The organism is Paenibacillus sp. J31P316 (genome assembly GCF_056269105.1).
In genome coordinates this window covers 33,725-55,154 of record NZ_JBWDNI010000011.1, presented here as the reverse complement: position 1 = coordinate 55,154, position 21,430 = coordinate 33,725, and the positions used below count along the sequence as shown (strand labels likewise).

The 21,430-nt window shown below is 53.7% G+C and carries 15 protein-coding genes; 11 read left to right on the top strand and 4 right to left on the bottom strand.

Going from position 1 to position 21,430, the window contains the following annotated elements:
* Positions 1-23 precede the first annotated feature (23 nt).
* Positions 24-1,022, top strand: coding sequence for an inorganic phosphate transporter (locus AC0YNU_RS23905; protein ID WP_475761288.1), 999 nt, complete (start codon positions 24-26; stop codon positions 1,020-1,022).
* Between the two features lie 292 nt (positions 1,023-1,314).
* Entirely contained in the window at positions 1,315-4,599 is a 3,285-nt protein-coding gene (locus AC0YNU_RS23900; RefSeq protein WP_475761197.1) for a discoidin domain-containing protein, read from the top strand.
* Between the two features lie 124 nt (positions 4,600-4,723).
* On the opposite strand, the gene AC0YNU_RS23895 is transcribed toward AC0YNU_RS23900, so the two are convergent.
* Both AC0YNU_RS23895 and AC0YNU_RS23890 read right to left on the bottom strand, forming a co-directional pair.
* Positions 4,724-5,347: a DUF975 family protein gene (locus tag AC0YNU_RS23895; protein WP_475761196.1), complete on the bottom strand. Its 624-nt coding sequence runs from the start codon at positions 5,345-5,347 to the stop codon at positions 4,724-4,726.
* Between the two features lie 373 nt (positions 5,348-5,720).
* Complete coding sequence (locus tag AC0YNU_RS23890; RefSeq protein WP_475761195.1) at positions 5,721-6,323, bottom strand: hypothetical protein; 603 nt, start codon at positions 6,321-6,323, stop codon at positions 5,721-5,723.
* A gap of 236 nt (positions 6,324-6,559) precedes the next feature.
* Here AC0YNU_RS23890 and AC0YNU_RS23885 point away from each other — a divergent pair, with 236 nt between their 5' ends.
* From AC0YNU_RS23885 to AC0YNU_RS23865, 5 genes are all read left to right on the top strand, one after another.
* Positions 6,560-6,850 (top strand): YerC/YecD family TrpR-related protein, encoded by a 291-nt coding sequence (locus AC0YNU_RS23885; protein WP_090638924.1) that lies wholly within the window; start codon positions 6,560-6,562, stop codon positions 6,848-6,850.
* A gap of 4 nt (positions 6,851-6,854) precedes the next feature.
* Positions 6,855-7,694, top strand: coding sequence for a sirohydrochlorin chelatase (locus AC0YNU_RS23880; protein WP_475761194.1), 840 nt, complete (start codon positions 6,855-6,857; stop codon positions 7,692-7,694).
* A 192-nt stretch (positions 7,695-7,886) separates the two neighbouring features.
* On the top strand, positions 7,887-8,828 hold the full coding sequence (locus AC0YNU_RS23875) for a diacylglycerol kinase (protein ID WP_475761193.1): 942 nt from the start codon (positions 7,887-7,889) through the stop codon (positions 8,826-8,828).
* Positions 8,829-9,056: 228 nt separating this feature from the next.
* Positions 9,057-10,508 (top strand): 23S rRNA (uracil(1939)-C(5))-methyltransferase RlmD, encoded by a 1,452-nt coding sequence (gene rlmD / locus AC0YNU_RS23870; protein ID WP_475761192.1) that lies wholly within the window; start codon positions 9,057-9,059, stop codon positions 10,506-10,508.
* Positions 10,509-10,847: 339 nt separating this feature from the next.
* On the top strand, positions 10,848-11,339 hold the full coding sequence (locus AC0YNU_RS23865) for a hypothetical protein (protein ID WP_475761191.1): 492 nt from the start codon (positions 10,848-10,850) through the stop codon (positions 11,337-11,339).
* Between the two features lie 731 nt (positions 11,340-12,070).
* On the opposite strand, the gene AC0YNU_RS23860 is transcribed toward AC0YNU_RS23865, so the two are convergent.
* Together AC0YNU_RS23860 and AC0YNU_RS23855 are read right to left on the bottom strand one after the other, a co-directional pair.
* Complete coding sequence (locus AC0YNU_RS23860; protein WP_475761190.1) at positions 12,071-12,547, bottom strand: hypothetical protein; 477 nt, start codon at positions 12,545-12,547, stop codon at positions 12,071-12,073.
* 115 nt (positions 12,548-12,662) lie between these two features.
* Positions 12,663-13,325 (bottom strand): 3'-5' exonuclease, encoded by a 663-nt coding sequence (locus AC0YNU_RS23855; RefSeq protein ID WP_475761189.1) that lies wholly within the window; start codon positions 13,323-13,325, stop codon positions 12,663-12,665.
* A 413-nt stretch (positions 13,326-13,738) separates the two neighbouring features.
* Here AC0YNU_RS23855 and AC0YNU_RS23850 point away from each other — a divergent pair, with 413 nt between their 5' ends.
* From AC0YNU_RS23850 to AC0YNU_RS23835, 4 genes are all read left to right on the top strand, one after another.
* Positions 13,739-14,692 carry a helix-turn-helix transcriptional regulator gene (locus AC0YNU_RS23850; RefSeq protein WP_475761188.1) on the top strand — a complete coding sequence of 318 codons (954 nt, stop codon included), beginning with the start codon at positions 13,739-13,741 and terminating at the stop codon, positions 14,690-14,692.
* A gap of 127 nt (positions 14,693-14,819) precedes the next feature.
* Positions 14,820-15,131, top strand: coding sequence for an HIRAN domain-containing protein (locus AC0YNU_RS23845; protein ID WP_475761187.1), 312 nt, complete (start codon positions 14,820-14,822; stop codon positions 15,129-15,131).
* A gap of 123 nt (positions 15,132-15,254) precedes the next feature.
* Positions 15,255-18,200 carry a PD-(D/E)XK nuclease family protein gene (locus AC0YNU_RS23840; protein WP_475761186.1) on the top strand — a complete coding sequence of 982 codons (2,946 nt, stop codon included), beginning with the start codon at positions 15,255-15,257 and terminating at the stop codon, positions 18,198-18,200.
* Positions 18,193-21,414: a UvrD-helicase domain-containing protein gene (locus AC0YNU_RS23835; protein WP_475761185.1), complete on the top strand. Its 3,222-nt coding sequence runs from the start codon at positions 18,193-18,195 to the stop codon at positions 21,412-21,414. Before AC0YNU_RS23840 ends, AC0YNU_RS23835 begins: the two co-directional genes overlap by 8 nt.
* The last annotated feature ends 16 nt before the right edge of the window (positions 21,415-21,430 follow it).

Here is a 21,430-nt window from a genome sequence, read left to right as displayed (position 1 = left end):
GACGGGGACGAGCAGTCATGAGCATGGACATTTACATTTGGGTCGGCGTCGTTATCTTTCTTGCATTGGCTTTTGACTTCATAAACGGGTTTCACGATACGGCTAACGCCATCGCGACGACGGTGTCCACCCGGGCCATGTCGCCGCGTATGGCTATTATCATGGCTTCCATGATGAATTTCCTCGGCGCGATCATGTTTACCGGGGTAGCGAAGACGATCGGGGGCAAAATCGCGGATCCGCGCGTGCTCGATCACGGCGTGCAGGTCGTCATCGCGGCGCTGCTCGGCGCGATCATCTGGAATCTGCTCACCTGGTGGGTCGGCATTCCGTCCTCGTCGTCGCATGCGCTGATCGGCTCCTTGACCGGCGCGGTCGTCAGCTCGGCGGGCTTCAAAGCCGTCAACGCCAGCGGCTTCACCGATATCGTCAAGGCGCTCCTCATCTCGCCGTTGATCGCGTTTGCGGGCGGCTTCATCGTCATGTGGATCTTGAAGCAGATTTTCGCCAGAACGAGTCCGCATCTCGTCAACAAGGGATTCCGCTCCGGCCAGATCCTGACGGCTGCCTTCCAGTCATTCACGCACGGGACGAACGACGCGCAGAAGGCGATGGGCATCATCACGTTCGCGCTGGTCACGGCGGGCGTACAGGACACGACGGATCATATCCCGCTGTGGGTGAAGATCTCCGCGGCGACGGCAATGGCGCTCGGAACGTCCATCGGCGGCTGGAAGATCATCAAGACGATGGGCACGAAGATTTTCAAAATCGAGCCGATCAACGGCTTCGCGGCGGATATCACGTCCGCGACGGTTATCTTCACCGCGACATTGACGCATCTGCCGGTCAGCACGACGCATGTCATCACCTCGTCGATTCTCGGCGTGGGCAGCGCGAAGCGTTTCTCCGCGGTTAAGTGGGATCTCGCAGGCAAGATCGTTATCTCGTGGGTCATCACGATTCCCATCACGATGATCATCGCGGCGCTGCTGTACCAGTTCATCGCGTTGTTTATCTAGGGAAGCAGCAATTGAAGAAAGCAATATAAGAAACTCGAATAAAGAACACGAAGCGAGGTATCAGGCTTGCGCGATGGCGCGGGCTTGATGCTTTTTTTGATGGAACGGATACGCGGGCGAAGGATATTCGCGGTCCGCGGATAATAGAGTTAACAGGACTGTAAGCGCATTCAGTAAGCTGCGGTCACCGGGAGGGATGCGGGGCGGCTCTTAGGGGCGGCCGGAATAGGAAGAACCATGGGCGCGGCCGGATAACGCCCGATTCTTATTCGGAAGGTGGATGAGCTGACGGATGGAAGACAGGAACGGGAAGGGAAACGCGAAGAACGATGGAGACGGCCGGAACGCGGTAACCGGAGGAAGCTCGAAGGGAGCGGGAGTTCGGGCCGGCCTCGATATTCCGGGCAATGGGCGTAGCAGGCGGAAGGGGACGAAGAAGGCGCGCGTGCGCAGAACGAGCTGGGCGCTGCTGTTCGTCCTGGCGCTCGTCGTCAGCGCATGGCCGGCCTCGGCCGCGACGCCGGCGATCAGCGGCGCGACGGCGTCCTCGGTGACGGGTGCATTCGCGGCGGCGAATGCCGTCGACGGCAACGGCTCGACTTTCTATTCCAGCGCGGGCTACAGCGATCCGAACCACTCGGAATGGCTGCGCATCGACCTCGGCGGCACGCTGGGCGCGCTGAACGGCATCGTGCTGACGCCGCGGCAGAACGGCTACGGCTTTCCTTCCGACTTCTATGTTCAGGCGAGCAATGACGGCTCGACCTGGAGGAACGTGCCGGGCGGTTCGTACCGCAACTACTCCAATCCGGGCTCGCAGCCGGTTACGGTGACGTTTCAGGATTTCGTAACGGCGCGATATCTGCGCATTTACGCGACGAAGCTCGGCGAAGACAACGTCGGCCAATTCTACCTGCAGCTGATGGAGGTCTCGGTCAAGCAGAAATTCATCGCAGCCTCGGCCTCCTCGGTGACGGGCGCCTTCGCGGCGACAAACGTCTTCGACGGCGATTATACGACGTTCTATTCCAGCGCGAGCCATGCCGGCGCCGCGGCGACGGAGTGGATCAGCGTCGATCTCGGCAGCACGGTAAGCGGCCTGAACACGGTGCAGCTGGCGCCGCGGCAGAACGGCTACGGATTCCCGACAGCCTACAAGATCCAGACCAGCACGGACGGGTCGACCTGGACGGACGCGCCGGGCGCATCGTTCAGCGGCGCGGCGGCATCTCCCGGCAGCAAGCGCGTCATCCGGTTCGACAGCGACGTCTCGGCGCGTTATGTCCGGCTGTACGCGACGCAGCTCGGCGCCGACAACGGAGGCACGTATTACCTGCAGCTGATGGAGATGAACGTCGGCCGAGCCGAGCCGCAGACGCCGCAGGCGGCAAGCGGCGCAAGCGCAAGCAGCGCGATCTCCGGCTGGCCGGCCGCGTCGGCGACCGACGGCAATGCCGGCACGGCATGGTCGAGCGCTAACCACGCGGCGGCTGCGGCCAGCGAGAGCTTCACATTGTCGTACGGAACTTCGTATGCGTTCTCCAAGGTAACGCTGACGCCGCGAGGCGGCGGGCTGGCGTTCCCGGTGGACTTCAAACTGCAGTACAGCGCCGACGGATCGACCTTCATCGATATTCCGGGCCAGTCGTACGCGTCGTACCCGAACCCGGGCTCGAAGCCGCAGACGTTCAGCTTCGATCCGGTTCAGGCGAAGGCGTTGCGGATCGCCGCGACCAAGCTGGGACCGGACGACTTCGGCAATTACTACTTCCAGCTCGCGGAAGCCGGCGCCTATCCTTGGGACGTCTACGCGGATACGTGGACGGCGACCGACGATCTCGGACGGAGCGTCTCGACGTACGGACAGACCGTACCGCCGCGGGCGGGCAAGACCGTCGGCATGTTCTATTTTGCCTGGCTGCAGGACTGGAGCCAGCCGGTGTACGATACGTCGCAGATTCTGGCGGCGAATCCGACCGCGCTGTCGACGGCGGCGAGCCCGCCGTGGGGAGCGTACGGCAAGTGGCATACTTGGGGCGAGTCGGCACTCGGCCACTACCAGGGCAACGACGTCTTCGTGCTGCGCAAGCACGCGCAGGAGTTGTCCGACGCGGGCGTCGATACGATCGTGTACGACTTAAGCAATTTCAATCCGAGCGATCTGTACGGCTCTTATTACAAGACGAACTGGATGGCCCTGCTCGACGTCTGGAGCCAGGTGCGCGCCGAGGGCGGCAAGACGCCGCAGGTCGCCTTCCTCTGTCCGTTCGGCGGCGGCAACGTCGCGCCTTGCGTGAATCAGTTGTATACCGATCTCTACGGAGCGAACGTACATCCGGATCTTTGGTTCCAGTGGGGCGGCAAGCCGCTTATTCTGGCCGATCCGTCCGCGATCACGGTGCCGGCGCAGAGCAGCTTCTTCACGTTCCGCAAGCCGCAGCCGGATTATTTCGCCGGCCCGACGGGCGGCAATCAATGGTCGTGGCTGGAGGTGTACCCGCAGCACGGCTTTTACACGAGCGCAAGTCCGGGCACGCCCGAGCAGGCTTCGGTCGGCGTCGCGCAGAACGCGGTGCCGAACGGCAGCGGCGGCTGGCAGCTCGGCGCGATGAGCCAGCTGAACGGCTCCGGGCAGCTGGTCGCGCGCGGACGCAGCTTCCATACGGGCAGCGCGCTGCTGTCGACGAATCCGAACGACCCCGCGTACAAGACCGATTACGGGTTGAACTTCGGCGAGCAGTGGGGACGGGCGATCGACATCGACCCGAGCTTCGTCTGGGTGACCGGCTGGAACGAGTGGATCGCGCTGCGCTTCGATTCCTTCGCCGGCTACTCCGGCAACACGGTGCTCGTCGATCAGTTCAACCGCGAATTCAGCCGGGATATCGAGCCGATGAACGGCGGGCACAAGGACAATTACTACAATCAGCTCGTCGATTACGTGCGCAAATTCAAAGGGGCGCGCCAGCAGCCGCTTCCCGGCGCGGCCAAGACGATCGCGGTCGACGGCAGCTTCGCCGACTGGGCCGACGTCACGACCGAGTACCGCGACAATATCGGCGATACGGCGCCGCGCAATCATCCCGGCTTCGACCCGGCCACGACGTATACGGATGCGAGCGGCCGCAACGATATTCAATCCGTCAAGGTCGCGCGCGACGACACGAACGTTTATTTCTATGTGAAGACGAAGGCCAATCTGACCCCGTATTCGGATCCCGGCTGGATGAGGCTGTTCATTCGCACGAACGGCAGCAATCCGAACTGGGAAGGCTACAACTTCGTCGTCAACCGCGGTGGGCTCACCTCGACGACGACGAAGCTCGAGACGAGCACGGGCGGCTGGAGCTGGGGCTCCGCCGCGACGATCCAGTACCGGGCCAGCGGCCGGGAGATGGAGCTCGCGATTCCGCGCGCGGCGCTCGGCTTCGCGGATGCGTTCGCGCCGCTGCGCTTCGACTTCAAGTGGGCCGACAACATCACGGACGGCCAGGACAGCCTGGAGTTCTACAAGCACGGCGACGCCGCGCCGAACGAGCGGTTCCGTTATACGTTCGATGAATTTACGGTGCAGTAAGCACGGCTAGCTGGGTTGCAATGGAAAAACTCCGCCGACGCGACGTCGGCGGAGTTTTTTGCGATTGGGGCGTGCATGCAGGGCAGGTTGGCGATGCGACGCTAGCTGCGCACCCGTTGTGCTGCTAGAAGGACGCAGGATGCGGAGGCGAAGCAGCGTAGTTGGACGCTCCGCCGCTGTGCCGGAGGTCGTCGTGGAAATGCGCCATCGTCGTCGTCACGTACGGGTACAGCCAGAGCATCCCGATGCCGAACGTCACGATGCAGAGCAGGAACCACCCGATGAAGCTCAGGAAGAGCACGAACAAGCGCCATTTGTGCCCCTGCATCATCGCTTTGCTGCGGCGGAGCGCTTCCGACGCGGTGATGTCCGGGTTATCCTTCAGGATGAAGTAGGCCTGCGAGTATCGCAGCGCGGCGATAATCCCGGGCACGATGAACAGCAGCATCCACAGCACCGTGAAAATCAAGATGAGGAAATACAGGATGAGGGAGCGCAGGAAGTCGTGGAAGCCTTCGAGCAGCACGGCGATTTGCGGGCGCCGTCCCCGCGAGACTTGAAGATAGAAGCCGTAAATGCCGACGGCCGTGGCCCCGCCGCAGATGTGGAGGACGATCGGCCCGATCACGTCGACCCGTTCCAGGGCCGCGCCGATCAGGTACAGCACGAGCATGATGAGCGCCGAACGGCCCCACTGTCCTCGTAAACTTTCTCTTGCTCTTGCACGCAATTCCGCGCTGGTTGGCATGCTTGGAATGAACCCACCTTTTCGTTAAGGTTGTCGTTGCCGTTTGGTTACCTATACGTTCGGCAAGGCGCGAGGTGACACATTTCCATTTCATGGCTTCGAAGAATGCGTAGCCCGCTTGCTACTTGATCCTATGCCGGCTGCGGAATGAATATAACGATGGGGGACGAACCCGCAGCAGATGCATGATCAAGCCTTGGCATCGTGCTCGCCGATAGCAAAGAGCCGACAACCTCGTGTGGGTCGTCGGCTGCTTATGCTGTATGGAATGCTGGTGACGCAGCTGTCCTGGCAGCGTATCGCTGCTATTACCGGCGCGGCGTATAGCAATGACGCCTACCGCCTGCAACGCCTGCGCCTGCCTGCGCATAGACTACCTGCGGGGGCGTTTGCGCTTGACGCCGTTCGGCGAGATGCCCTTGCCGGAAGCGGTCTTGCGGCGCTTCCGCTTGCGCGGCCGCCGTGGCCGTACGTAATCGTCATCGTCCTCGGCGATCGTGGCGGAGGCGCCTTTCTTGCCGAAGGAGCCTGCGAGCACTTTGATGAGCGGCGCCATCTGGGTGATGCTGCCGACGACCTTCTGCACCTTCGTCATCGTCGTCACGATGCCGTCGAGTCCGCCCATGCGGTCGACGACGCCTTTGATATCGTTGATGCTCTCCCCCAGGTTGAAGCCGCCCTTTTCCTTCTTCGCTTTATCGGTCTTCGCCTCCGTGACGGCAGCCTCTAGTGGCGTGGATGGCGCTTCCGGCAGCGGAATGATCTGCTGATTGGAAGCCGGCATAATGTTGATGGATGGCACCCCGTTAGAGAACTCGGCCGTATCGAACGGCACGGGCGCCATGCCGATGCTCTTGTTCATGAACGGATCGGAGATGCCCGGGAATGGGCTGCTCCCCTGGTTTTGCGGGCCTTGACCTTGGCCGCCGAGGGGCTGCTGGAAGCTTCTGACGGACGGATCGTAGCGATATTTCACGCAGATCACAACCTTTTTCAACGTTTTGTTAGCAGTCTATGGGATAATGGTCTAGATGGATTGGACGAATGCCCGCTTTAGGCAAAATATTTTGGGTGAATGTAAGGGGTCATGAGATGCGAGTCTGTGCGCGCTGTGGCTCTGCTAGTCTGTAAAGCGATACAACGGTGACGCTTGAAAATTGTCGATAAAAGCAGTACACTGAGCTTACTAGTCAGGGTAGGAGAGTGCGGAACATGCAATTGAAGAAGTTGAACGACAAGACGGTCGACCAGCTGTTCGAAGCGGTGCTGACGCTGAAGTCGGTCGAGGAATGCTATATCTTCTTTGACGATCTGTGCACGGTAAACGAGATTCAGTCGCTGTCCCAGCGGCTTGAGGTAGCGCGCATGCTCGGCAAGGGTGCTACATATAATCAGATCGAAGCGGAGACCGGTGCCAGCACGGCGACGATCTCGCGCGTGAAGCGCTGCTTGAATTACGGCAACGACGGGTACAAAATGGCGCTGGAGCGCTCGGGACGCTAAACGGATGAAGCCAGGCATTCTCATAATCAGCCACGGCTCGCGCGAAGCGGACTGGATCCGGCTCGTCGATGACGCCGCGGCGACGGTGGCCGCATCCGAGGTTTGCAAGACTGCGAGTCTCGGCGGCAGCGTTGTCCCGGTCGTATCGGTATTTCTCGAAATCGTAGAAGGCCGTCTCATCCAAGACGGTATTGATAGCTTGCTAGCGGAAGGCGTGAAGGAGCTTTACGTCCTTCCGCTTTTTGTTTCGTCCGGAAGCACGCATGTGGACGATATCGCTCAGGCTTTCGGCCAGCCGCCCGTATCGGCGGAGCGTCCCGGTGAACTGGAACGTTTTCGCGTTCCTGCAGGTGTGCGCGTGCATATGGGACTGCCGATCGACGACGACATGGACGGCGATATCGCGGGGCTGCTGCTCGGCAATATCATGGAGCTGTCGGAGACGCCGGCTCGCGAGCGGCTGCTGCTCGTCGCGCACGGTTCGCGCGAAGACGTGTTTCACGAGCGTTATCGCGACGGGATGACGCAGCTGGCCGCGCGGATGTGCGCGCTCGGCGGCTTCGCGGGCGCCGATATCGCGATGCTGCTACCGGATCAGGCGGCGGATAAGCTTCGGGCGCTGCAGGATCGGTACAGTGACGAGACGGTGATCGTGGTACCTTTGTTTCTGAGCGAGGGTTATTTTACCCGTACGGTGATTCCGAAGCGTCTCGAAGGGCTGGCCTATCGGTATAACGGGCGGGCGCTCCTGCCTAGTCTGCAGATCCCGCGCTGGATGGAACGGCAGATCAGGAAATGGTTGGAAGATCTAGGTGCGGATGGCGCCGGGCGTTTGGGAAGTTAGCCGCCTTGGTGTATAGTTAGAAGGAAGAGAAGAGTAACGCAGCCTGGCTGCAATAGACGGGCTGGACAGCCGTAAGCGGTAGCTGCCGGAAAGTCGCCGGCCCATATGGGGCGCGGCTTGCGGGCGATGGATTGAGGCTGACGAATCTATGGAGCAGCTGCGGTTGACGGTCAGGATAGTGCGGTAGTCTGCATGTACGGATGTTTTGGGGGTAGGGACGTGACGATCAAACGGGCAAGGCTCATTTATAACCCGACATCGGGTCGGGAAGAAATCAAGAAACGGCTGCCGGACATTCTCCAGCGGCTGGAGCGCGGCGGTATCGAGACGAGCTGCCACGCGACGGTAAGCGAAGGCGATGCTACGGTAGCGGCTGCGGAAGCGGCGGACCGCGGCTTCGACTTAATCATTGCAGCGGGCGGAGACGGTACGCTGTATGAAGTTATTAACGGTTTGGCAGAGAAAGACGTTCGCCCGCCGCTCGGCATTTTGCCGCTGGGGACGACGAACGATTTTGCCAGGGCGCTCGGCATTCCGAAGCATTGGGAGTATGCCTGCGATCTCATTATCCAGCAGTACTCGAAGCCGATCGATCTGGGGCGCGCGAATAATCGGTTCTTCATTAATATCGCCGGCGGCGGCTCTCTCACGGAGCTGACCTACGAGGTGCCGAGCAAGCTGAAGACGATGATCGGGCAGCTGGCCTATTATATGAAGGGTCTCGAGAAAATGACCCGTCTGCGGCCGACCGAGCTGCGTATTCAGGCCAAGGAAATCGGCGAGATCCACGAAGAAATCATGCTATTCCTCATCTGCAACAGCAACTCCGTCGGCGGCTTCGAGAAGCTGGCCCCGGACGCGAGCTTGAACGACGGCATGTTCGATGTCGTCATCTTGAAGAAATGCAACCTGGGCGAATTCATTCGCCTGGCGACACTGGCGCTGCGCGGCGAGCATCTCAATGATCCGCATGTCGTCAGTTTCCAGACCAACGAGATTACCGTCACGACGCCGGACTACGTGCAGCTGAACCTCGACGGCGAATACGGCGGCACGCTGCCGTGCACGTTTACGGTCCTGCCGTCGCACTTGAACATTATTGTCGACGAGTCGGGCGTATCGACTTATAAATAAGCAAGCCGTGCGCCGAAGCGCGCGGTTGATGGAGCGTATACAGTTATGAGCAAGTTTAAGGGTAGTGCGAAGAGTAGTACGGGTGGTAAAAGCAATCCGGGGAGAAATAGCGGGGGCAGGAGCAATCCCGCGAGAAATGCTGGGGGCCAGAGCAAACCCGCAAGAAACACCGAGGCAAAAAGCGGGGGCCGCAGCGCCACTGCGAACGCTGGCAGCATCCAAGCGCCGGTGAACAAGAACGACGACGTCACCGTCGAGATCATCGGACTCACGCATGAAGGCGAAGGGGTAGGCCGTGCAGACGGCTTTACCCTTTTTATTCAAGGCGCGCTTCCCGGGGAGACCGTGCACGCACGCGTCATGAAGGTGAAGAAGACGTACGGCTACGCGAAGCTGATGGAGATCGTCGAGCCGAGCGCCGACCGCGTCGAAGCGCCATGCGCGATCTACAAGCAGTGCGGGGGATGCCAGCTGCAGCATATGGATTATGCGGCGCAGCTGAAGTGGAAGCGGCAGCATGTGATCGATAGCTTGGAGCGAATTGGGAAGCTGCGGGTGGCGGGGACTGAAGGTGGCGCTTCTGACAGCGAAACAGAAGCTCAGCACGCAGTGGTTGTGCATCCGACGATCGGCATGGGCGAGCCATGGCGCTATCGCAACAAGGCGTCCGTACCGATGGGTATGGCCATCAGCGGACCGATTAATGGTGCGGAGGGTTTGCCGCAGCCAGATCTAAACGGCGAGCATCTGATCGGCGGCTTCTATGCCCGGGGAAGTCACCGTATCATCGACATGGACGAGTGTCTGATTCAGCATAACAGCAATGATGACATTGTAGGGAAGGTCAAAGCCATTGGCCGCGAGCTCGGCATCATTGCCTACAACGAAGAAACAGGCCGCGGCCTGCTTCGCCACGTTATGGCCCGCGTCGGCTTCGTGACAGGTGAAGCCATGATCGTACTCATCACCAACGGCCCGCGCATCCCGAACGTCGAGCAATGGATCAGGCGTATTCGCGAGGAGATCCCGAGCGTCACGAGCATCGTGCAGAACATCAACAAGCGCGACACCAACGTCATCTTCGGCGACGAGACCCGCGTCCTCTGGGGCAGCGAGGTTATCTACGACGAGCTCGACGGCATCCGTTTTGCGATCTCGGCTCGGTCGTTCTATCAAGTGAATCCGGTGCAGACCGTGGCGTTGTACCGTAAAGCGGTGGAGTATGCGGCGTTGACTGGCAATGAGAGTGTGATCGATGCCTACTGTGGTATCGGTACGATCTCGCTGTTCCTGGCCCGCCAAGCGGGGCATGTGCACGGCGTGGAGATTGTTCCGGAGGCGATCGAGGATGCTAGGCGCAACGCTGCGCTAAACGGGATCGCGAACGCCTCCTTCGAGGCCGGTCCAGCCGAAGTCGTCATCCCTCGCTGGCGGCAAGAGGGCATTGTCCCCGATGTCATCGTCGTCGACCCGCCGCGCAAAGGGTGCGATGAAGCGCTGTTGGGTACAATCCTCGCGATGAGGCCGGAGCGGGTGGTGTATGTGTCGTGTAACCCGTCCACGCTAGCGCGGGATCTGCGTGTCCTCGAGGATGGCGGGTATAGGACGGTTGAAGTGCAGCCGGTGGATATGTTTCCGCATACGACACATATTGAGTCGGTTGTGTGGTTGATGAAGTAATAGATGTAGAAACCAATTAAAGTTCTCCCACAGCTTATAAAGTTAACCTAATGCTTATAAAGTTGTATCAACAAGCCGAGCGAAACTCAGGTATCCACTCCTGTGTTCCTCGGCTCTTTTCATAAATCAGGGAAGCGGGTTTAGAAGGGGAGAGCTTAACCCCATCAAACTCCTTGTTATAACAGGCTTTTACATGATTTTTTACTCCGACATTCACTCCGATGCATTTCCCTATTCCCTTTCTTTTACCCTGCTTTGCTAGATGAACGAATGGAGAACATGAAGACTTGTGTTAACTATGTGTTTGAGTATTTCAATCAATACTTAGAGATTACAAAGATGGATGAGCAGACTGTATTGAATAATGAGCGACTTGATAAGTACAAGAAGGGAATTTCACAATATGATTCAGAGATTCAAGAATGGTTGGTCAGTATATATGACGAACATAATAAACAACTGAATCGATTAATTATCAATTTTCTGAAAAAAGATGAGCTTTTTTATTTGTATTGTTCAGACAGCGATTTCAGAAGCTCATCCTACGAATGCTATGCCCAACTTGTTAAGAAGAATCCTTTTTTGAAGGATCAGACAGAAATGTTGTTTTGGTTTATTAAGGATTATCATCAAATTCAAAGTCAGCCAAATGACGGTTTGAATAAAATACTTATTTCAGATGAAGTGGATCATTGGATTGAAAAGACGTGGCAAAAACATTTTGTAGTGATTGGGTACATCGATTTTCTAATAGTGAAGATCAATGGCCAGCAAGCCATAAAATCAAGAGTAAGGACAGTTGGAGGAAATATGAGTATGACATTAAGCTGAAAAGTAATTTATTCAATTTGAATTCAATTTATATGAGAATCTCTAGCAAACCTTTTATAAAGGGAAGGAAACAATATCTCGAAATGATTATGATGTACTTCTGGTTACATGATATAGAAGGGGATAAAGAGAATTATTGGCAAGAGTATTTGGAAAAACACTTAATTTTGAAGATATGAGCCGACGAAGTTCTGAAATTTGCCCTGATTTTCACTCGCCCTTTTCTTCTTGGCAATATTTCAGCATTGAATTTAGTGATTTTGGGCTGAAGACGGATATGCGTTAGTTCTAAATGAAAATTGATTATGGATGTAATCACTCTATAATCATTCGATAATTAAACATTGGTTGCAGTTGATGAATTACTAAAACCATACTGTAAAATAATATGCTATGATCTGAATTTTATAATATTCAAAAGGGGATCGGTGTATATCCCATCCATCACATATCGGAATGCTTGTACTCAACCGATGGCAGTCTTGATGAGGCATTGAAGCAGTTTAGGAGTGTTTTACACAACAGTGATGTGGAGTATACCGAATGGAAAATCGGGGGTATCCTCTCATCTTATAATTCTAGGGCTGGTTTCAAAATCATTGCTTCCTCTATTAGGAGTAAATCCAGTGTAGAGTTATTTAAGAGAGCAGCTGTTTAAGGCTGCTCTCTTATTTTTCAATCTTCCGCGTCCGACAGTCAACATAGTTGCGTTATATCCATTCTAAAATCGTTTATCGTTTTCTTTTACTTATTAATCTAACTTTAGGCTTTGAGGCCCAAGATTTATAGTTCGAATACATTTCAAGTACTGAAATTCCAACAATAATCGCATGTTCTGGTGTTAATCCAACCAAATTGTGCCATGTTGGATGATTCAGATCAGTATGTTCTTTATTCGCCCAATAATCATTTATCATATAATAAAAAACAATGTCGGCGTATAGAATGGTTTTTACATAAGAAATATTAGTATTCCGTCGAGTGGCTCCCGATAGAATTTTTAATGCAATTTCTCTCGAGATAATACCAAACAGGCAAAAGCATAGAAGAGCTAGTGGCATTTGCAACCATCCTACAGTTTTCGGAACTGCCCAAAACACGACAACAATACTTAATAGTAAACATGCCAATAATATTATAATTAATGCACGCTTTTCAATTTTATTTAAACCTCGCACATTATTTACAGAAATTTTGGATGCTTCCATTCATTTATCTCCTTTGTTTATATATATTAATTATAAAGAGCGCGCTTTTCCTAGATAAAATCACTTTTGTCCACTCAAGAAATCTATCCCCATCTTTGAAGAACTCACGGTACAATTATCCCAACATCCCAAGCCGCAAAGCCAGTTCACCAAAAGGCCGATAAGCTTCTTCTTGCCCGGTAGAGTACACGATTTCACTCGTATATATGTAGTCGTCCGCAGCATTATTTCTAGTGAAAGTCAGCTTCGGGAATACGGTCATGAATAGCTTGGCCGTATTGAACGCATCGTCCAGTGCATTATGCTGCTGCCCGAAAAATGAAATGTTCAGGAGTGCCAGGGACTTCATCAGTCCGAGGCGCTGGTGAATGTCTGCTCCCTGCAACCGAGTAAACTGCAGCTGCAAATCATTGAAATTCTGTAAAATGCCGAGATCGAGATTATTGATGCGGCATTCTTTAATGAATTGATATTTATCGTCAGGTCCCCATGAAAAAAGGTAATATTCCTCAGGACCGATCCATTCTTGAAACGCTTTGGCAGCATCGCCGAAATACGGAGCCTGTTGAACTTGTTCCTGCGTAATTCCGGTAAAGTCCGTCGTCGATTTTGTGATTACCGGCGCACACTTCGGCTTTACGTGGGTATGAAAAAGATCGGTCATGACCAATCGACCTTCCAGTTTGCGAATCTCGATCGCTCCGATTTCGATGATCTCCGACAGCTGTTTCCGTGTATGCGATACAGTAAATTCAAGATCAAACACAATATATTTCATATGATGTCTCCCTTCATCATGCTTCCTTGAAAGCAGTATAGTGAATACGTGGTGACACCTGGATGTCTCGAACAGGTGTTTGATAAAATCCCGCCTACAAACGTATGTTCTTGACAAATAGTTGTCAGAAATATCCTTTATTGTGAGGATATACTCAGAAACAACTTGGAGGAATGGAACCTATGGACTGCAAGAAAGGTATTCAATTGGAGATTGCGGATATCATTGAACAGTTAGGCATTAAACATACGGAAACGCTAGCGTTCTATACACGATTAAAGGGCAGGTCGAGGACTGAATCTGAAACGAACGCAAGAAATGATTGTAAAATTGGGTGGATATTGGAGGATGCTGCGGGACCATGTCGAATATAACCCTACTAGAATCGTAAAACACTGTTGAGGAGAACGACCATGATTGATAAAGTCATACGCATATTTAATATCATCAACGCTATTCAGGCCAACCCTGGCATATCCGCGAAGGATCTTGCCTTCAAATGCGATGTGAACATCCGCACCATTTATAGAGATATGGATATTCTCGATTTGATTGCTCCAGTTCAACGCGAAGGCAGGGGCACCGGTTATCGGTTTATGGGCAAGTTCTTTCTCTATCCGCTTAATTTTACGGAGCAGGAGGCGCTCGTGTTCTCGCTGCTTCCCTCGATGCTGGACAAGGAGAAGCTGCCTCCCGGCTTCGATACCGCTTATGACAAGGTGATGGGGACGCATCTTAAAGAAAAGTCCCGTCAAAATAATCTAATCGAAGATATTACCGGCATTATTCAAATGGGTACGCCGGCCTATCGCAAAGAAAGCCCGAATTTTTTGCAGCCCATTATTCAGGCTATCCTGGAGCAGCGAACGATTACTACGGAATACCACACGCAGTCAAGGAATGAGACAACGGAACGCCAGATTGATCCTTACTACCTTGTTCCGCGTGACCAGCGTTTCTATTTAATTGGTTACTGCCATTTGAAGCAGGGAATTCGAACGTTCCGAATCAGCCGTTTTCTTAAAGTGGAGCTCTCGACCGAGTCGTTCGATAAAGGCGATTTCAACATAAGGAAGCATCTAAAGAACACGTGGTCGATCGAACAAGGGGACAAGAATATAACTTTCAAGGTTCGATTCAGCGCCGCGGTTGCCCGTTATATCAAAGAAGAAGAGTTGTTCGTGCACCCTCGCATGAAAGATCATAAAGACGGCAGCATGACGTTCGAGGTCACGGTCAATAACGAGAAAGAATTCATGAGGTGGATTCTTCAATATGGTCCGGAAGCGGAGATCTTGGAGCCGAAGTCGGCCAAGGAATCGATAAAGAAACAATTAGAAGAATGGGCAGCGATGTACAACAAATAACCAATCGTATTTCCAGGGGACCTGTTCGACAAGGGTCTCTTTTTTGCGAGCGAACGGACATTCGCTGACGCCCATATGTCGGTATCGGCCGTCATAATGAAGAAAAAGCACGGGGGGCGTTCACGAGATGGAGAATCGCTATCTAGCGGTAACAGGAACGAATCATTATCAAGGTATTCAAATGGCGAGAGTCGGGATGAAAGTGAAATTGACGAAAGAGCCGGACAATGTACACGATGAGGAAGCGATACTTGCCGAAATCGTACCTTTCGGTAAAATCGGCTATGTGGCGAATAGTATCGCTACGGTGCCGAAGGGCTGCAGAAGCGCGGGGAAAATTTATGATTCGTTCGGTGGTTCTTCAGAGGGAATCATTCGATTTGTCTTGAGAGATACATTAATTCGAGATGCTGTCAGAAGAATGAAGAATGATGATTAGAGGTAAGATGCGAAATAAATCCAAACAATGGAATTCATAGATAGTCTCGTATTACGAAAATAGTTCTTTTGGCCGATATATGAAACTAAAGAACTAAATGCATGTGAGGCGGTGCACAAACCTATGAATTCATCTTGGATGGAAAAGCTGTATGAAATGAGCGGCGAGAACCCTTTTAATCGGAAAATCATTCTGGCTGACCGTTATGAGCAGGGTGAACAATGGTTGACCCGGCTCTGTTCGGAATATGGTCCGATCATGAATATTGTAATCGAAACGATTCAGTCGTTAGTCACAAAGCGAACGAAGCGGGAGCTCGCCAGGCGAGGTATCATCTTACTTGACGCGGATCAGACTTTTTGGCTGATCAACGAATTAATGATGGATGCCGCCTGCCAGCATGCGAATTACCTGCCGGCTGATATGATGAGACCTGGTATCGTACATAGCTTTCATCAGGCTATCTTGGACTTGAGGGAAGCACGCCTGAAGGCGGAAGATTTAACCATTGGCATGTTTGAGCACGAACGAAAAGGCTTGTATATAGTTGAGCTGCTGACCGCATATGAGAAGCGGTTAAATGAACGGAATCTCACCGATTTTGCAGGGCTGCTGCCTTATGTGAAGTTAAGTACCGATGCAGACGATTCAAATAATCTAACTGGTAATGACAAGGAGCAGATTATTGTTAACGGGATCGTATCGTATACAGCGGTTGAGCGGGAAATGCTTGCGCGAACTACCGGAGCTCGCTTACACGTGCTGGAGGAGGATGCGGTATTCCCGGTTTCGCTGTTCAGCCCATCGAGGACGAGGCCTGAGTTATTTCGGGCAGCTGGCAGCATGGCTGAGCTTCGAGAAGTACTGCGGCGAGTAGGCAGCAGCCAAACTCCATTCGACCAAGTTGAGATCATCCTCTCTTCTTACCATCATTGCAGTATCATGCTACATACGATTACGCAGTCTTTGGACATTCCCTGCACCTACTCACATGGTTTACCGGCCTCATTCTCGCACGTTGGTAAGGCTGCGCTGACTTATCTGGAATGGCTGGCAGGCAACTATGAGGTGGATTGTATACTGCATGCACTCCGCCAGGGATGGATTTTGTTCGGCCCGGGTCCTGATGATGAAGATGATGGTGTATCTTCGACTACCAGCCTTATTCGGGCATTGGAACGAAGCGGCATTGGATGGGGAAGAGCGCGATATGCGCTCTTAGACAACTCAGTCGCAGACTTAACTGGGACAGCTGAGGATATGGCTGCGATTCGGTTGTTGCATGAGGTGTTCAACAATATATTCGCAGTTCTGCCTGAAAAGGAGATTTGGAGCCCGCTTACAGTGCTTCGGGCGTTAATTCAGTTTTTGGACAGCTGTGCCGTGCCTGTAAGTCTGGAGGATGGAGAGGTACTATCAAAGCTTTACGAGTTGGCTGATCGGCTGTCTATCGTTCAGCCGCGTACAGCGAGTAGTGAAAGCGCCATACGATACGTGACCGACATTATAACCGGCATTCGCGTTCTTAGTGCCGGTCCAAGAAGCGGATGCATCTACGTCTCTTCCCTGCAGGAAGGGGGCGATTCCGGACGCCATCATACATTCATTGCAGGTATGAGTGAATCCGCTTGGTCGATTCAATCGAAGCAGGACCCGGTTCTGCTGGATAATGAGCGTGAGTGCATTGGGAATATGCCTGCGTCGATTCAGCTGACCGAACGGAAGTTGCAGGAAAGAAACAGCCGCTTGGGCAGGATCAACGGAAACGTGACGCTGAGTTTCAGCTCGTATGATCCTACGGACCAGCAAGAGGAGCATGCGGCCTTTGAACTGCTTCAGGTTTGCCGAATCCTAACCGGAAATCCATTGATGGATTACTCGGCGATGAACAGCTATCTTGGCCGGCCTATTGGTTATGCGTCGGTTCTTGGCGACAGAGCAGCGCACGAACTGGATGGTTCCGACCGTTGGTTAAGGCGGCTGGCGGCAGGCAGCAAGGTAAGCAACGGACTGCCGTCGCTGCTGGGGGCGTATCGTTTTGCTTTCAGGGCTGACCGTGCTGACAGGCTGCGCGGGAATTCACAGATTTCTGAGTACGAGGGTCTCCTGGATACAAACACGTTCGCGATCCACTACGCCGGCCGCTCGGAGAAGCACGTGAGCGTGACCCTGCTAGAGCGATATGCGGAATGCCCGAGAAGATTTCTGTATGGATCCATATTAAAGATTCGGGATAAGGATACCGCAGTGTTCGACCGCTCGCATTGGCTTGGAGCAGCTGATCGCGGAAATCTCTTGCACCGTATTTATCAGCTTTATCTGCAAGAAGCCGTATCGCTGACGAACAATGGCGAGCCTTGTCATGATCGCTCGCGGCTGCTGTACATAACCGAGCAGACGCTTAAGGAATTCCAAGACATGGTGCCGCCGCCGAGCCCTCATATATATCATGCGGAAGCGGAATCTATTCGGAAAGATGTCGACGTGTTCTTTAATATGGAACAGGCAAGGAAGACGAAACCGCGGTATTTCGAACTGGAGCTGGAGGAGGATGGGGAGCCGTTCAATGTGGTATTGGAGAACGGACTGGTGCTGCGGCTTAGGGGCTTCGTGGACCGGGTGGATGAAATTCGTCCGCATGAATACAAGATCCTTGACTATAAAACGGGAAGATCGAGCAAATACGAAGAGAACGAGTATTTCGTACACGGAACGCAGCTTCAACATGCACTGTATGCAGTGGCTGTGGAACAATGGCTTAGGCGAACTGGAATGGATACGGAAGCGAAGGTAGTGGAGTCGGCTTATTATTTTCCGACGGAGCGGGGCAGAGGAGAAGAAGTATTACGCTTGCAGAACAGAAGAACGGAACTTGCCGAGCTGATGGCCAACTTGCTGCAGGCTATGGAATCCGGCGTATTCGTTCCGACGACCGAGGATAAGCACTGCAGATGGTGCGATTATCGAGAGGTTTGCGGGAATGATTCGGCGCTATTCGCGGACAAATGGAAGGACGCAGGGAACGCTATGATCTTGCGTCAACTCAAGGAGGTGGCTCGCTATGTATAACGATCAATCGGCGAGGGATCGCATACTTCAGGATCTGGATACTACGTTTCTGGTAGAGGCCGGAGCCGGATCCGGCAAGACGACTTCTCTTGTAGGCAGAATGATTGCCCTCATTGAACAAGGGAAGGCGACGACGGAGCAGATCGCGGCAATCACGTTCACGCGAAAAGCAGCTGACGAGCTGAAGAGTCGGTTCCGCCTGGAGCTGGAAAAGCGGGCGAGCAGTTCGATCGACGAGGAAACCGCTCCGCTCTTGAACCAAGCGCTGCAAACCATCGATCGCTGCTATATCGGGACGATTCACTCTTTCTGCGGCAGACTCTTGCGCGAGCGTCCAATTGAGGCGAAGCTCGATCCTCTATTTCGGGAGTTGGAGGAGCAAGAGGCACTGGCATTTCGAGATCGCTGTTGGGATGAGTATCTGCAGCAGTCAAACGAATCCGTTGAGAGGCGGGAGACAGCGCCTTTGGAATCGTTGCAAGTTTCGGTTGAAGATCTCCGGCAAGTCTATCACCGAGTTTCCCAGTATACGGATGTTTATCTGGAGTTGAATGCTGTTCCGCGACCGGATTTTGACCTCATTCGTCTCTCTCTGCCACCTATGATGGACGAAGCGTTCGCCTATCTGCCGGCCTATAAGCCGGAGAAAGGCTGGGACAGCCTGCAGCAGATGGTTCGCGATGGCAGAAGGATGATTCAGGTGCATGGCTTATCGGATGACATGCGCGTATTAAATCTGGCACTTCTGTTTGAACGGGAAATAAAAGCAACCTTGAATCGTTGGACGGACAAGGAAATGGCCAAGCGGTTGAAAACGGCTTTTCAAGATTGGCAAATCCGCGTCCTGACGCCTTTCCTACGGTCATGGAGAGAGCATCTTTATCCGAAGTTGATCTCGTTCGTATTGCCAGCGATTCAGTATGGAGCCAGAAGGCGAGATGAACAGGGTTTGTTGGATTTTCAGGATTTGCTCATGCGCGCGGCTTCGCTGCTTCGGGAACATGAGCATGTGCGCCGTTACTTCGCTGACCGCTATGCGAGACTATTCGTGGATGAATTCCAGGATACGGATCCAATTCAAGCAGAACTCATGCTGCTGCTCACGGGCGTTGATCCCGCACAGTCCAACTGGCGTGAAGCGGTACCGAAGCCTGGCTCCCTATTCGTCGTAGGCGACCCGAAGCAGTCGATCTACCGATTCCGGCGGGCGGATATTTCCACGTACAATGCGGTGAAAAGCAAGATTGCCGCCTGCGGAGAGGTGTTGCAGTTAAGTTCGAATTTCCGCTCCGTACATACAATTGGGAAGTTCGTGAATTATGAATTCAACTCCCGGTTCCCAAGGACCGAGGCCGAGCATCAGGCAGCGTTCGTTCATATGGAGACCATGACTGCTGATCCGTCTCCACGATCCGGTGCCGTGCACGGAGTTCGTATGATAACGATTCCGAAGCTGGCAGGCGGGAAAACGGTGATTGCTGAGGCTGATGCCGAGCGAACAGCTCGATATATCGCATGGGCTTGTGCTGGAAATTTGAAGATTGAGGAGAAGGAAGCTTCGGGAGAGTCGGCTTGCAGACCCGCGGTGCCGGGAGACTTTCTCGTCCTGCATAAACATAAAGAATATTTGCACCTCTATGCGCAGCAACTGGAGCGGTACGGCGTGCCAGCCATTACCGCAGGCGGGTCGAGTCTGCAAGAGGAAATCGTCGGTTTATCTGTGCTTGCGAAGTGCTTGAATGATCCTGATGATCGAATCGCGCTTCTTGCCGTGCTGCGCGGCACGCTGTTCGGTGTCAGCGACAATGCCTTGTACCATTATAAAATGGAGGGCTTCCCTATCTCTTATGTGTACATGCCGGATCGCACGTCTGTGTCTGCGACAGCCATGCCGGTATATGAAGTATTGGAGCGGCTGGCAGCGTATTGGCGTAAAACGAGAAGAATGTCGGCGTTGTCGGCATTGATGAGCATCATTGATGATCTAGGCGTGATTCCGCTTGCCGCCATCGGACAAAGCGGCTCGAACCGAGCCGGCACGTTGATTAAGTTACTGTACGTGCTGCAACGCGAAGAATTATCGGTCGCGAGCTGGCCGGAGCTCTGTTCGTATTTGGTGCGCCTTATGGAGGGAACCACATTAGAAGGAGAAGATTTATTTGCTGGTCAGCAGGATGCGGTGCGGATCATGAACTTGCATAAAGCCAAAGGTTTGGAAGCGTCCGTAGTCTTCCTGGCTTGTCCGTGCGGAGAATCCGATCATGATGCCACGGAACATGTCGATCGGACAGGCGAGATCATTCAAGGATATTTCAGCATCACGCGCAAGCGTGGCTTCCAAACTGAAATGCTTGCACATCCACCGGGGTGGAATGATCTTGCGGAGCGGGAGCGCTTATATATGAATGCGGAGAAGGAGCGCTTGCTCTATGTCGCGGCCACTAGGGCAAAGCAATTGCTCATTATCAGCCGTTACCCGGATCGCCCGGCAATTGATCCATGGAGCGCCTTCGAGAGCAGCCTTGAGGACGCGAAGGAGCTTGAGGATGTAACGGTGAGTGAAATTGAATCGCCAATATATAATGTACGGCATGACGAAGCCGAAGATGCGAGAACCAGCAAAGGAGAGCGGGTAGCTCTTGCGGCGCCATCGTATCGGATCGAAACCGTGACGGAGATGGCGAAAGGGTCAGGGCAGCAACCGCCTCGGCCCCTAGCTGGACGAGGGATGGCATTCGGAAGCACGGTGCATCGCTGCATAGAGCTTCTTGGGACTGGACAATCAATTGATGAACTTAAATCGGATGTGCATGCTATTGCAATGGAAGAAGGTTTAGCAGATGCACTGCTAGCGGATGTGTTTTGTATGTTGCAGGATGTTACGGAGCATGACATCTGGAAGCGGGGATTAGCGGCGAAGAGACGCATCCATGAGCTTCCTTTCCGAACGAAGATGGAGACGGTTGCCGGGGAAGAGGCGGTCTCACAAAAGATTCTGAAAGGCGTAATCGATTATCTGTTCGAGGAGGAAGACGGCTGGGTCATCGTCGACTTTAAGACGGATGTGTACGAGGAAGGGCAACTGGAGGCTTTTGTGGAATTCTACCGCCCGCAGGTACAGGCATATGCGAATGAGCTGGAGAGGGCGTTTGAAATGCATGTGAAAGAGGCGGGGTTGTGGTTTCTGCATCGGGGGGAGTATGTGAGGGTTTAGGAGACTAGAACTCAAT